At 72.1% G+C, this 13,203-nt stretch carries 10 protein-coding genes, 1 tRNA gene and 1 pseudogene; 6 read left to right on the plus strand and 6 right to left on the minus strand.

Features of this window, described 5'->3' with window-relative positions; translation table 11 throughout:
• Nucleotides 1-8 precede the first annotated feature (8 nt).
• The 3 genes from GEV07_09830 to GEV07_09840 all read left to right on the plus strand — a co-directional run bounded on the left by GEV07_09830 (nt 9) and on the right by GEV07_09840 (nt 3,550).
• The gene (locus GEV07_09830) at nt 9-1,781 is read left to right on the plus strand and encodes an ATP-binding cassette domain-containing protein (protein MQA02998.1); all 1,773 of its coding nucleotides are present in this window, start codon (nt 9-11) and stop codon (nt 1,779-1,781) included.
• Between the two features lie 98 nt (nt 1,782-1,879).
• A complete protein-coding gene (locus tag GEV07_09835; protein ID MQA02999.1) occupies nt 1,880-2,677 on the plus strand; it encodes a ferritin-like domain-containing protein in 798 nt (265 codons plus the stop codon).
• A 33-nt stretch (nt 2,678-2,710) separates the two neighbouring features.
• Nucleotides 2,711-3,550, plus strand: coding sequence for an EamA family transporter (locus GEV07_09840; GenBank protein MQA03000.1), 840 nt, complete (start codon nt 2,711-2,713; stop codon nt 3,548-3,550).
• An 8-nt stretch (nt 3,551-3,558) separates the two neighbouring features.
• On the opposite strand, the pseudogene GEV07_09845 reads toward GEV07_09840, so the two are convergent.
• The 3 genes and pseudogenes from GEV07_09845 to GEV07_09855 all read right to left on the minus strand — a co-directional run bounded on the left by GEV07_09845 (nt 3,559) and on the right by GEV07_09855 (nt 7,316).
• Nucleotides 3,559-4,774, minus strand: a pseudogene (locus GEV07_09845) (epoxyalkane--coenzyme M transferase).
• A 35-nt stretch (nt 4,775-4,809) separates the two neighbouring features.
• On the minus strand, nt 4,810-5,298 hold the full coding sequence (locus tag GEV07_09850) for a MarR family transcriptional regulator (GenBank protein MQA03001.1): 489 nt from the start codon (nt 5,296-5,298) through the stop codon (nt 4,810-4,812).
• A gap of 56 nt (nt 5,299-5,354) precedes the next feature.
• Nucleotides 5,355-7,316, minus strand: coding sequence for a hypothetical protein (locus tag GEV07_09855; protein ID MQA03002.1), 1,962 nt, complete (start codon nt 7,314-7,316; stop codon nt 5,355-5,357).
• 79 nt (nt 7,317-7,395) lie between these two features.
• Here GEV07_09855 and GEV07_09860 point away from each other — a divergent pair, with 79 nt between their 5' ends.
• Complete coding sequence (locus GEV07_09860; GenBank protein MQA03003.1) at nt 7,396-8,157, plus strand: ROK family protein; 762 nt, start codon at nt 7,396-7,398, stop codon at nt 8,155-8,157.
• Here GEV07_09860 and GEV07_09865 read toward each other — a convergent pair.
• A complete protein-coding gene (locus tag GEV07_09865; protein MQA03004.1) occupies nt 8,154-9,593 on the minus strand; it encodes a magnesium chelatase in 1,440 nt (479 codons plus the stop codon). The two genes, GEV07_09860 and GEV07_09865, sit on opposite strands and share 4 nt — an antisense overlap.
• 37 nt (nt 9,594-9,630) lie before the next feature.
• Nucleotides 9,631-11,004, minus strand: coding sequence for a glycogen debranching protein (locus GEV07_09870; protein ID MQA03005.1), 1,374 nt, complete (start codon nt 11,002-11,004; stop codon nt 9,631-9,633).
• Here GEV07_09870 and GEV07_09875 point away from each other — a divergent pair.
• Entirely contained in the window at nt 11,003-11,779 is a 777-nt protein-coding gene (locus GEV07_09875; protein MQA03006.1) for a trans-aconitate 2-methyltransferase, read from the plus strand. The genes GEV07_09870 and GEV07_09875 overlap by 2 nt on opposite strands.
• A 338-nt stretch (nt 11,780-12,117) precedes the next feature.
• Here GEV07_09875 and GEV07_09880 read toward each other — a convergent pair whose 3' ends face one another.
• Entirely contained in the window at nt 12,118-12,939 is an 822-nt protein-coding gene (locus GEV07_09880) for a hypothetical protein (GenBank protein ID MQA03007.1), read from the minus strand.
• 109 nt (nt 12,940-13,048) lie between these two features.
• Between GEV07_09880 and GEV07_09885 the strand changes: the two genes are divergently transcribed.
• Nucleotides 13,049-13,120, plus strand: a tRNA-Gln gene (locus GEV07_09885).
• Nucleotides 13,121-13,203 lie beyond the last annotated feature (83 nt).

Below are 13,203 nucleotides of genomic sequence, written 5' to 3' on the forward strand. Positions count from 1 at the left end.
ACGGCATCATGGCGGCAGTGGCTGCGAACCTGATCAACCTGGAGACCGTGCGCAAGGCGTACGGCGAGCGCGTGCTCCTCGACGGGGTCTCGCTCGGCGTCGCGGCCGGCGAGCGGATCGGCGTGGTCGGCCCCAACGGTGCCGGCAAGACGACGCTGGTGTCCGTGCTCGCCGGGGCGGAGCCGCCGGACACCGGGCGGGTCACGCACGTGCGCGGCCTCCGCATCGGGGTGCTCGAGCAGCGCGACGCCACGCCGACCGGGGACGTGCGGACGGCCGTCGTCGGTGACGCGCGGGAGCACGAGTGGGCGTCCGACCCGCGGATCCGGGCGATCCTCGACGGGCTCGGGCTGGCCAACGTGGGACTTGACGCGCCGCTCGCCAAGCTGTCAGGCGGTGAGCGCCGCCGGGTCGCGCTCGCTGCGGTGCTCGTCCGCGAGCTGGACGTCGTCGTGCTCGACGAGCCCACCAACCACCTCGACGTGGAAGCGGTGGCGTGGCTCGCCGAGCACCTACGCAACCGCCGCTCCGCGCTCGTCGTCGTGACACACGACCGCTGGTTCCTCGACGCTGTGTGTCAGCAGACCTGGGAGGTCGCCGACGGGCGCGTGCACGCGTACGACGGCGGGTATGCGGCGTACGTGCTCGCGCGGGCGGAGCGCGACCGGATCGCCGCGGCCACCGAGGAGCGCCGGCGCAACCTCGTCCGCAAGGAGCTCGCCTGGCTGCGGCGCGGCCCGCAGGCACGCACGAGCAAGCCGAAGTTCCGGGTGGAGGCGGCGAACGAGCTGATCGCCGACGAGCCGCCGCCGCGCGACAGCGTCGAGCTCACCAAGTTCGCGTCCGCGCGGCTGGGCAAGACCGTCTACGAGCTGCACGACGTCACGCTGTGCGTGGGTGAAGAGCCCACCAGCACGCTGGTCGTCGACCGCCTCACCTGGCACGTCGGACCGGGTGACCGGATCGGCCTGGTCGGGGTGAACGGGGCCGGCAAGACGTCGCTGCTTCGGCTGCTCGCGGAACAGCTTGGCCCCACGGCCGGCAAGCTGGTCGTCGGCCGCACCGTGCAACGCGGCTACCTCTCCCAGGACGTGGAGGAGCTGGCCGGCGACCAGCGGGTGGTCGAGGCGGTGGAACGGATCCGGCGGGTCATCCAGGTGGGCAAGCGGGAGCTCACCGCCAGCCAGGTCTGCGAGATGCTCGGCTTCCGCGACGGCCGGCAGTGGACGCCGGTCGGGGAGCTGTCCGGCGGCGAGCGCAGGCGGCTGCAGCTGGTGCGCCTGTTGATGGCCGAGCCGAACGTGCTGCTCCTCGACGAGCCCACCAACGACCTCGACATCGACACGCTGACCGCGGTCGAGGACCTGCTGGACGGCTGGCCGGGCACGCTGATCGTGGTCAGCCACGACAGGTACTTCCTGGAGCGGGTCACCGACCAGGTGCACGCGCTGATGGGCGACGGCACGCTTGCACACCTGCCTGGCGGTGTCACGGAGTACCTCGACCGTCGGCAGGCACAGCGTGCGCCGTCCGCAGTGCAAACAGAGCAGGCGGCGCCGAGTGCGGCCGCGCAGAGCAGGCAGGCGAAGAAGGACCTGGCGAGGGTCGAGCGGCAGATCCAGAAGCTGACCGCCCGTGAGGCGGAGCTGCACGAGCAGCTCGCGGGCAGCGCTTCCGACTACCAGCGCGCAGCGGAGCTCGACCAGACGTTACGCGCCGTCCGGGCCGGGCGCGAGGAGGCCGAGGAGCGCTGGCTCGAGCTGGCCGAACTGGCGGGCTGACACCGCGAACGGGCACTCCTCCGATGCTTTGCCGTGCCGTGACGTAGGTGACCCGAAGGGGTGACACAGTTGGCGTCAATGGCACGTAAAGTTTGAGCATGCCCTTCGACACCGAGGACTACGCGAAGAACTCGAAGCCCGTCAAATACGACGATCTCGACTTCGACGCGTTCGACCGGCAGCCGCTGTCGCCGGAGACCCTGCGTGCCGTTCAGTACATGTGCGACGTCGAGTACCACACCGTCTGCTACCTGCGTGACATGCTCGTCACGCCGTCCAACCGCGAGCCGGATGTCACCACCTTCATGACGATGTGGAACATGGAGGAGTTCTGGCACGGGGCCGCCCTCGCGGAGGTCCTGAAGCGGCACGGGGTCCCGGCCGACTACGGCCACATCAGGTTCGTCCGCAAGCGGGTCGGCTGGAAGGACAAGCTCGACCCGATCAAGCACACGCTGCTGGCCAACTTCACCGGGCAGGACTACGTCGCCGTGCACATGGCGTGGGGTGCGGTGAACGAGTGGTCGGCCATCGCCGCGTACACCCGGCTGGCCGAGGTCGCCAACCACTCAGTTCTCACGCAACTGCTCAGGCGCATCGCGAAGCAGGAGACCAGGCACGTCGCGTTCTACGCCACGCAGGCGCGGAAGAAGCTCGCGCTCGGCAGCAGGGCGCAGCGGCTGGCCAGGTTCGCGCTGGACAAGTTCTGGGGTCCGGTCGGCTCCGGGCTGATGCCGGAGTCCGAGGTGCGGCACGTGCTGCGGTACGTGATGAACGGCGAGGCGGGTTACGTCGCGGCGCGCAAGATCGACGAGAGCATCCAGCGGCTGCCCGGCCTCACCGGCCTGCAGATCGTCGAGCGGTCGCTGCTCAACCGCGGTGTCTCCGTCGGCTGACCGGCCGACGTGGCCGGCTAGCCTCACCTTGTGATCGCTATCGCGCTGGCGTTGGTGTGCGCGTGCGCGTACGGCTCGTCGGACTTCCTGGCCGGGGTGATCTCGCGCCGTGCGCACTACGCCTGGGTCGGGCTGTTCGCGCAGGGCACCGCCGCCGTCCTCGTGCTCGTCGCGGCGCTGCTCGTCGGCGGTGACCTGTCTGCGTCGGCGGTCGGCTGGGGTGCGTTGAGCGGCGTCGGTGGCGGCGTCGGCTCGGTTGCGCTGTACCGCGGGTTCGCCCGCGGTCAGATGAGCGTCGCCGGGCCGATCTCCGGTGCGGGGTCGGCCGCCATACCCGCGGCCGCCGGGCTGCTGCTCGGCGAACGGCCGTCCGCCGTGACGCTCGTCGGCGTCGCGCTCGCCCTGCCTGCGGTCTGGCTGATCGCCAGCGCGGGCGACTTCCGCAGCGGCCAGCTGGTCGAGGGCTCGGTCGACGGCCTGCTCGCCGGCGGCGGCTTCGGCCTGCTGTTCCTCGCCCTCTCCCGCGCGGACGCCGACAGCGGGCTGTGGCCGACGGTGTTCGGTCAGCTCGTCGCACTGCTCGCGATCGCGGTGTTCCTCGCGGTCGCGGTGCGCGGTGCCACGGCCGGCCTACGCAGCCGCGCCACCGTCCTCGGTGCGGCCGCCGCCGGCACGCTCGGTGGGCTGGCCACGGTCGCGTTCCTGCTCGCGTCCAGGCAGGGGCTGCTCGTGGTGGTGTCGGTGCTCGCGGCGCTGTACCCGGGCGTCACGGTGCTGCTCGCGCGCGTCCTGTTGCGGGAACGCAGCACCCGCAGGCAGCTGGCCGGGCTCGTGCTTGCCGCGGTCGCCGTCACGGTGATCACCGTGGGCTAGGGCTCCGGTCAGCCCCACAGCCGTCGGCTGGCCAGCTCCGCGCCCTGCGCGAGCGACTCCAGCTTCGCCCACGCGAGCTGCGGGTGCACCCGCCCACCGAGGCCGCAGTCGGTGGACGCGATGACGTTCTCCCTGCCCACCGCCTGGGCGAACCGTTCGAGCCGGTCCGCGACCAGCTCGGGGTGCTCCACCACGTTGGTCGCATGGCTGACGATGCCGGGCAGGATGACCTTGTCGGCGGGCAGCGTGACGTCGTGCCAGACCTTCCACTCGTGCTCGTGCCTGACGTTGGCCGCCTCGAACGAGTAGCCGCCCGCGTCGACCTGCAGCATGACGTCGACGATGTCGCGCATGGGGATGTCCGTCACGTGCGGGCCGTGCCAGCTGCCCCAGCACAGGTGGAACCTGATGCGGTCCTTCGGCAGGTCCCTGATCGCGTGGTTCAGCGCCTCGACCCGCACCATGGTGAACCGCTGGTAGTCCTCGACGGCCGGCTCCGGGTTGACCTGGTCCCAGTTCTCCGCGATGCAGGGGTCGTCGAGCTGCAGGATCAGCCCGGCGTCGACGATCGCCTGGTACTCCTCGCGCATCACGTCCGCGGCGGCGAACAGGAACTCCTCGTCGGTCGCGTAGTACTCGTTCGCGAACCGCGCGCAGCTGCCGGGCGCCACCGCGTTCAGGTAGCCCTCTTCGACGCCGGCGGCCGCCATGGCCGCCCTGACGTTCGCGATGTCGCGCTGTACAGCGTCGTGCCCGGTATACGTGAGCGGGCCGCGGCAGACGGGGAAACCAGCGCGACGTGCCGCCGGTGGTGATGCCGGCGCTCGGGTCGCTGTACGCGTCCGCGAAGAGGGCGCGGTCGCGCCGGTCGCCGAAGCTGGTGAGCACGATGTTGCCGGGCTCCGAGCGCCTGGCCGGCGCCTCCCACAGGCCGGTGTCGCTGAGCTCGAGGCCGCCGAGGCGCTGGAACACGTAGCCCCACCAGGCGCCGTAGTCGACCGCGTCGCCCGTCTCGTGGCCGTACTCGCCGTCGTTGGGTACGTCGACGCCGATGTCCCGCTGCCGGCGGACGACCTCCGCCACGCCGTCGCGCAGGCCGGCCTGCAGCTCGGCCTCGTCCAGCGAACCGCCGGTCAGCTTCGCGCGGTTCAGCCCGATCAGCTCGGGCGTCCGCGGCAGGCTGCCGGCGTGGCTGGTCAGGATGCGGTCGCTGCTGTTCCTCATGTGGTCCTCCTCGACCTGTTGCCGGAGGACCGACACTAGTTGTCGAACGGGAGGAGCAGGCTGCGCAACAGCCCGGCGAGCACGGTGCGTTGCTCTGCCGACAGCGACGCGAGCAGCTCACGCTCCTCGGCCAGCAGGTCGGCGAGCACGGCGTCGGCGGTCGCCCGGCCGCGGTCGGTGAGCCGGATCCGCGCGCCGCGACCGTCCCGCGGGTCCGGGTGCCGGGAGACCAGCCCGGAGGCAGCCAGCCGCTGGATCCGGTTGGTCATGGTGCCCGAGGTCACCAGGGTGGCCTTCAGCAACGCGGTCGGGCTCAGCTCGTACGGTGGGCCGGTGCGGCGCAACGTGGTGAGGACGTCGAACTCCCAGGCCTCCAGGTCGTGCCCGTCGAGCACCTTGCGCCTGGCCAGGTCCAGGTGCCTGGCCAGCCTGGACACCCGGCTGAGCACCTCGAGCGGCGCGACGTCGAGGTCCGGGCGCTCCCTGCGCCAGGCCTCGACCAGCCGATCCACTTCGTCCTGCACACAACCATCTTGACATCAAGAGACCACCGACTGACGACACCGGGCCGATTGCCGGCTCAGCCGCGTCTGCGGGTGCGTAGGTAGTCGCTGATCACCGCGGGGCCCAGGCCGTCCAGGTCGGGGGAAACGACGCGGCCGGCGCCGCGTCTGGCGAGGACGTCCACTATCGCCTCCAGGCGGGCCTCGTCGCCCAGCCGGAAGACGGTGAGGGTGGCGCCCGCGCGGGCGAGGTCGTCGACGGCCGCGAGGGTGCGGCCGAGGGTCTCGGCCAGCGGCGGGTAGCTGAACACCGCCTCGCCGTCCGGTTCCAGGTGAGCGGTGGGCTCGCCGTCGGTCACCACGAGCACCACCGGCTGCGCGCCCGGGTGCCTGCGTACGTGCTGCCTGGCGAGCAGCAGCGCGTGGTGCAGGTTGGTGCCCTGCTCGTACGCGCCCTCCAGGCCGACCAGCTCGCCGAGCCGCAGCTCCTGCGCGTGCCTGCCGAAGCCGATCAGGCTCAGCGCGTCGCCGCGGAAGCGGGTGCTGACCACGTGGTGCAGCGCCAGTGCGGTGCGCTTCATCGGCGCCCAGCGGCCTTCCGCCACCATCGACCACGACGTGTCCACGCACAGTGCTACGGCCGTCTGGGTACGCGACTCGGTCTCCACCACCTCGATGTCCGCGGCGCTCAGCTCGACCCGGCCGGTGAGCGGCTGGCCGTCGGACGCCGTACGCAGCATGGCGTTGCGCACGGTCGCGGTGGTGGCGAACGGCTGCGCGTCCCCGAACTGCCACGGCCTGGTCTCCCCGGTCGCCTCGCCGGCGGCACCGGCGGACGTGTCTACGTGCTCGCCGCGCCTGGCGATCTCGCTCACCAGGTCGCGGAACGCGGTCTCGCCCAGCTGGCGCAGCGCCTTGGGCGACAGCAGCAGCGACCCGTCGGGCGCCCGGTCGACCAGGCCGCGCGCGGCCAGCTCGCGGGCCAGCTCGCGCAACCGCTGTACGTCCACCGCGGCCTCGTCGCCGACCAGGTCGCGTAGCGAGTCGATGTCGATGTCGTCGAGGTTGGCGCCCGGGTACATCTGGCCGAGCTGCTCGAGCAGCGCGTCCAGGTCGCTGAGCTCCTGCATCATGTCGGTCGCCTCGCCCATGCCGAGCGGGTCCTGACCCTGGAAGCGCTCGCCGGAGTACCAGTCCTCGCCCGGCCTGGCCTGCTGCAGCCTGGCGTCCAGCTCGGCCAGGCTGGCGGCCAGCCGCTGGTCGCCGAACGCCTGCGCGGCCAGCTCACCCAGCTCGGCGCGCTGCTGCTCGGACAGCGAGTTCATCATCCGCTGCGCGGCGGCCGCGCGGGCGGCGAGCGAGTCGATGAGCTCCTCGACGTCGCGCGGCTGCTCGGGGAAGAACGAGCCGTGCTGCTCCATGAACTGCTCGAACTTCTGCTGCGTGTCGGGGTCGCCCCTGGCATGCGCGGCGAGCAGGTCGTTCAGGTCGGCGAGCATCTCGCGGACGCGCTCGACGTCCTCGGGCGTGACGCTCTGCATCGCCTGCTTCATGCCCTCGAACCGCGAGTCGAGCAGGTCGCGGCCGAGCAGCTGCTGGATCTGCTCGTACGCCTCGCGCGCCTCCGGCGACCGCCAGTCGTACTCGGCGAGCTCGCGGACGGCCTGACCGGTGGAGTCTGGCAGCGCGTCCAGCTGGAGCTGCCGGAACATGGCGTCTTCGGAGTCGTCGCCGGCCAGCGCCGACCGCTCCGCCTGCACCGCCTGGTCGAGCAGCCGCCGCACTTCCTGCAGCGTGCCGTCGAGCCGGTTCTCTCTGGTCAGCTCCGACCGACGTCGCCACGCCTTCGCGGCGACGTCGTCCAGGCCGCGCTGGCCGCTGACGCCGCGGCGCAGCAGCTCGCGCATCGCGTTGCGCACCGACGACCCGTCGAGCACGTCGCGGCCGATCGCCTCGATCGCCTCCCGCAGGTTGCGCGGGCGGGCCAACGGGTCCGGCCCACCGTGCCAACGGCCGTAGGTGAATCGGCGGTTGCTCACCCTTTGGACGCTACGTCGCGGATCGCGGTACCGGTAGGGTGCGCGACGAGAGCGTGTTCGGGGTCGAGGGAGTCCATCGATGGCAAAGCGTTCCCGTGGTTTCGGCGTCGACATCGGGGGGACCGGCATGAAGGGCGCGCCGGTCGACCTGGAGGCCGGCGAGTTCGCGAAGGAACGGGTCAGGATCCCCACCCCGGACCCGTCCACGCCGCAGGCCGTGGCGGCAGTCGTCGCCGAGATCGTCGGCGAGTTCGGCACCGACGTGGACGGCTGCCCGATCGGCGTGACGGTGCCTGCCGTGGTGAAGGACAACGTCGTACGTACGGCCGCCAACATCGACCCGTCCTGGGTCGGTACCGACGCCGACACGCTGTTCGACAAGGTGCTCGAGCGGGACGTGTTCGTGGTCAACGACGCCGACGCCGCGGGGGTGGCCGAGGCGAGGTACGGCGCCGCGCGTGACGCCAGCGGCCTGGTGCTGATGACCACCCTCGGCACCGGCATCGGCACGGCGTTGCTGTACAACGGCGAGCTGATCCCGAACAGCGAGCTCGGCCACATCGAGATCGACGGGCACGACGCCGAGGACGCCGCTGCTGCCAGGCAGCGCGAGGAGGAGGACCTGTCCTGGGCGGACTGGGCGGCCCGGTTGCAGCGCTACTACGCGACCATCGAGGACCTGCTGTGGCCGGACCTGATCGTGGTCGGCGGCGGCGTCAGCAAGAAGGCGGAGCACTTCCTGCCGCTGCTGCACCTGCGCGCCCCCATCGTGGCGGCGCAGCTGCAGAACACCGCAGGGGTGATCGGCGCCGCCGTAGTCGCCGCCGAGCGCGCCCGCTAGCCGAACTCGGGCTCCTCGCTGGTGAAGACGGTACGGTCGTCGTCGTCGGTGTCCTTGGCGAGGCGTCGGGCCAGGTAGAGGGCCTCGCAGGCGAGCTCGATGGCGGCGGCTGCGCGGCCGACAGGGTCGCCTTCGCCGACGCCGAGCCGGTGCAGCACCTCGGTGGCCGCGGCGCTGCCGGCGAGTGCCTGCGCGACGTCCGCGGCGGGCACGTCAGGGCCGGTCACCACGCGGTGGCCACCCGCGACCGCCTCGGCCAGCGGCGCCAGGTCCACACCGGCCAGCCGGGTGCGGGCGGTGTCCGCGATCGAGCGGCGCAGCAGGTGGGTGAGCAGCTCGTCCACGTCCGCGTCGTCGGACGCCGCGAGCCCGGTCTCGAACTCCAGCTTGCCGCGCAGCACCGCGGGTACGGCGTTCAGGTCGACCGGACGGGCCACCGGCTGGTCCTCGCCCGCGACCGCCCCGCGCCGCAGCGCGGCCGCGCTGACCGTCTCGACCGCGGCGATCGCGAACCTGGCGGAGACGCCGGACCGCTGGTCGACCTCGGGTGCCTCGCGCAGGTGCCTGGCGAACCGCGCCGCCACCTCCACCAGGTGGTCGGGCACGTCGGCGACGGTCGCCGCCTCCTGACCGATAAGCGCGACCTCGTCGTCGACGGCCAGCGGGTAGTGCGTACGGATCTCCGCGCCGAACCGGTCCTTCAGCGGCGTGATGATGCGGCCCCTGTTGGTGTAGTCCTCCGGGTTCGCCGACGCCACGAGCAGCACGTCGAGCGGCAGCCGCAGCAGGTAGCCGCGTACCTGGATGTCGCGCTCCTCCATTACGTTCAGCAGCGCCACCTGGATGCGCTCGGCGAGGTCGGGCAGCTCGTTGACGGTGACGATGCCGCGGTGGGCGCGGGGGACGAGGCCGTAGTGGATGGTCTCCGGGTCGCCGAGGCTGCGGCCCTCGGCCACCTTCACCGGGTCGACGTCGCCGACCAGGTCGCCGACGGACGTGTCCGGCGTGGCCAGCTTCTCCGCGTACCGCTGCGACCGGTGCCGCCACGCGATCGGCAGGTCGTCGCCAAGCTCCTGCGCGCGGCGGATCGACCGCGGCGTGATCGGCTGCAGCGGGTGCTCGCCCAGCTCGGCGCCTTCGATCACCGGGCTCCACTCGTCGAGCAGCCCGATCAGCGAACGCAGCAGCCGGGTCTTGCCCTGCCCGCGCTCGCCGAGTAGCACGACGTCGTGGCCGGCGAGCAGCGCGCGCTCCAGCTGGGGGAGCACGGTCTCGCCGAAGCCGACGATGCCCGGCCACGGGTCCCGGCCGGCGCGCAGCGCGGCGAGCAGGTTGTCGCGGATCTCGGTACGCACACTGCGCGCTTCCTGCCCGGCGGCGCGCAGGCCACCGACAGTGCGCGGCAGGTCGGATGGAGGGGTGAGTACGTCAGTCACGTCACCGAAACTACGTCGGAAACCCGACGGGTGCGAACTAGCGTTCGGCCAGCCACGCCAGCGTCACGGCCGCCGTCCACGACTGCGCGCGGCTGCCGAGCGGCTCGCCGGTGAACGGCTCGTAGTACTCGGCGAAACTGCCGTCGTCGAGCTGGTGCAGGGCCTCCTCGCGGAACCTGCCGGCCAGCTCGTCATCGCCGCGGCGGCTCGCCGCCCAGCAGAACAGCCAGGTGAGCACCGGCCACTGCGGCCCGCGCCAGTACGCGCGGCGGTGGAACTCCGGCGCGAGCGGTGACGTTGTCGGCGGCAACGCGTGCCGCAGCCGCGGGTACCCGCACCACCGCGGGCCGATCAGGAGCGCGCGCTGGCGCTCTACGAGAGCGTCGTCGGCGCCGCACAGCAGCGGCGCGAAGCCGCCGACCGTCTCGCCGGCGAGCCACTCGCCGGTGCGGACGTCGCGGTCGCGGGCCAGCCCACTGCCGTCGTCGACGGTGCCAGACACCCCGGCGCGGAACCGGTCGGCCAGCTGTCGAAGCTCGGTGCCGGCAGCGTCGCGCCCGAGGTCGTCGGCGAGCTCGGCGAGCACCTCGCTGCTCACCGCGAACACCGCGGACATGAACACGTCCGCGACCCGGAAGTCGCAGCCCCGCGCCGCGTCGTCGGCGTACCGGACGCCGGCGAGCTGGTCGACCAGCCAGACGTAGCGGCGGTAGTCGAGGTCAGACGGGCGCTCGCTCGGGTCGCGCACGTGGGCGGTGTCACGGCGTTCGAACGGCTCCATGGCACCCGGGTGCACGCGCGCGTACGGCGCGTCCCACCGCGGCGAGTTGTCCATGCCGGACTCCCAGCCGTGGTTGATCTCCAGCAGGCCGGCGCGGCCGGGGTCGCGGGCGGTGGCGAGCCAGCGGTGCCAGGCCAGCCAGCTGTCGAAGCTGGCGGCGAGGAAGTCCTCGGCCGTGCGGCGGTCGGCCTGGCCGTTGCGGCGGGCGACCGCCACCAGGTGCGCGAGCGCCAGGCTGTGTACGGGCGGCTGGCAGATGCCGGACGTCGCGACGCCGCGCGGTGCGTACGGCGACTCCTGGCTGCGCCACCGCTGCGGGCCGGGGAAGTAGCCGGACGCGTCGCCGAACACGATGTGCGGGATCATCCCCGTGCTCCACTGGCCGGCGAGCAGGCTGGTCAGCTCGGTGATCGCCCGCGGCACACAGAGGTGGGCCAGGCCGATCGCGATGAACGCGGCGTCCCAGCTCCACTGGTGCGGGTACAGCCGCGGGGCGGCGGCCGTCATCCGGCCGCGGTCGTTGCCGCGCAGCACGGCCGCGGCACCGGCGGCGAGCTCACTGTGGTGCACGGCGCCCAGTCTGCCGAGGATGTATCTTGATATCAAGCTACCCGGGAAGGTGCCTGGCATGTGGGATGCGAAACAGTACGACCGGTTCGCCGACGACCGGATCAGGCCGTTCTACGACCTGGTGCGGCGGGTCGGTGCCGAGCGGCCGCACCAGGTGGTCGACCTCGGCTGCGGCACCGGCGCGGCGACCGCCTCGCTCGCGCAGCGGTGGCCGCACGCGCGGGTGACCGGCATCGACAACTCGACGCAGATGCTCGACCAGGCCGCGCAGCACGAGCTGCCCGGCCGGCTGACCTTCGAGCAGGCCGACCTGGCGAAGTGGACGCCGGCCGAGCCGGTGGACGTGCTGGTGTCGAACGCCGCGCTGCAGTGGGTGCCTGGGCACCGGGAGCTGCTGCCCGCGTTCGTGTCGTGGCTAGCGCCCGGTGGCTGGTTGGCGTTCCAGGTGCCTGGCAACTTCCGCGCGCCCGCCCACCGGCTGCTCACCGAGCTGCGGCAGTCACCGCGCTGGCGGGACCTGGTCGGCGCGGGCGCGGACCGACACCTGGTCGTCGCGGAGCCGGCCGAGTACCTGGCCGAGCTCGCCGGCCTCGGGTGCCTGGTGGACGCCTGGGAGACGACGTACCTGCACGTCCTGCCTGGCGAGGACGCCGTGCTCGACTGGATGAAGGGCACCGGCCTGCGACCGGTGCTCGACGCCCTGGCGGAGCCGCAGCAGGCGGAGTTCCTCGCCGAGTACGGCGCCCTGCTGCGCGAGGAGTTCCCGCGTCGGCCCTGGGGCACCGTGCTCGAGTTCCGGCGCATCTTCGTGGTGGCGCACCTCGACCGCGACTAGTCGCTGCGGATCTCTGCGTCGTTGCCCGGGTGGAGTTGCTCGCCGAGTTTGGTGCCCTGCTCAGGCATGGGTTCCGGTGTGGGTGGTGTCCCTCGAGCACGTGTGATGCTCTAGTCGCTGCGGATGTCTGCGTCGTTGCCCGGGTGGAGTTGCTCGCCGAGTTTGGTGCCCTGCGCGGGCATGGGTTCCGGTGTGGGTGGTGTCCCTCGAGCACGTGTGATGCTCTAGTCGCTGCGGATGTCTGCGTCGTTGCCCGGGTGGAGTTGCTCGCCGAGTTTGGTGCCCTGCGCGGGCATGGGTTCCGGTGTGGGTGGCGTCCCTCGAGCACGTGTGATGCTCTAGTCGCCGCGGATCTCTACGTCGTCGCCGACGGTGGCGCCGAGCGCGTGCGCGGCGCTGCCCTCGTTCACCGCAAGCTCCAGCGCCCCGGCGGAGTCGACGTACAGCACCAGGGTGCCAGGCGGCACCTCGCCGTACGACTTCGTGCGCAGCGCCCGGGTCACCGCGCCGTTGGTCGTCACCTTCACCTCGCTGGCACCCGCGAGGCCGACCTGCTCCAGGTGGTGCAGCCGGGTGGCCAGCTGCACGTTGCCGTACGTGTCGACGTCCACGATCTCCGCGGTGAGGCAGCCGTTGGCGGTCGCGATCCGCGGCGTCGGCAGCCGCACGAGGGTCGCCGGGTCGATCGGCTCGCCGAGGTCGGTGAGCGCGCAGCCGCTGGCCAGCTGTCCCGCGCTCGGCGCGAACACGTCCCTGCCGTGGAAGGTGGCGGACACCGGCATGAGGAACCGGTCGGTGTTGGTGAGCGCCACCGCCTCCCGCGGCGCGCCGAGCGCGTCCGCCGCCGCGATCAGCAGGCCGTTGTCCGGCCCGACGAGCACGCTGTCGCCGGCCCGGACGGCCACCGCCCTGCGGTCGGTGCCCACCCCAGGGTCGACGATGGCCAGGTGGACGGCGCCGGTGAACCACGGCACCGTCCGCGCCAGCACCAGGGCGGCATGGCGGATGTCCTGCGCCGGCACGGTGTGCGTCACGTCGACGACGTCCGCGTGCGGGGCGAACCGGCGCAGCACGCCCTTGCAGATCGCCACGTACGAGTCGTCGATGCCGAAGTCACTGGTGAACGTGACCAAGTCGAAGCGGTCGGCGGCAGCCGTCATCGGCGTCTCCTGTCCGGCTGTACACCTTCAAGTTTGCCGCGTACGACGGCGAAGTACCTAGTATCGATCGCCGCGGAAAGGGCGGACGGTACTGTGGGCCATGATCCGGTCCCGGGTGGTGTAATCGGCAACACCCATGGTTTTGGTCCATGTGTTAGGGGTTCGAGTCCTCTCCCGGGAGCTGACGCACACCGATGAGCAGCGCACGCGCCGCCCCCGACAATGGGTGTGTGGCCGGTCACGTCCTCGAACCCAGCCCTGGCG

This window comes from Streptosporangiales bacterium (genome assembly GCA_009379825.1).
GTDB lineage: Bacteria > Actinomycetota > Actinomycetes > Streptosporangiales > WHST01 > WHST01.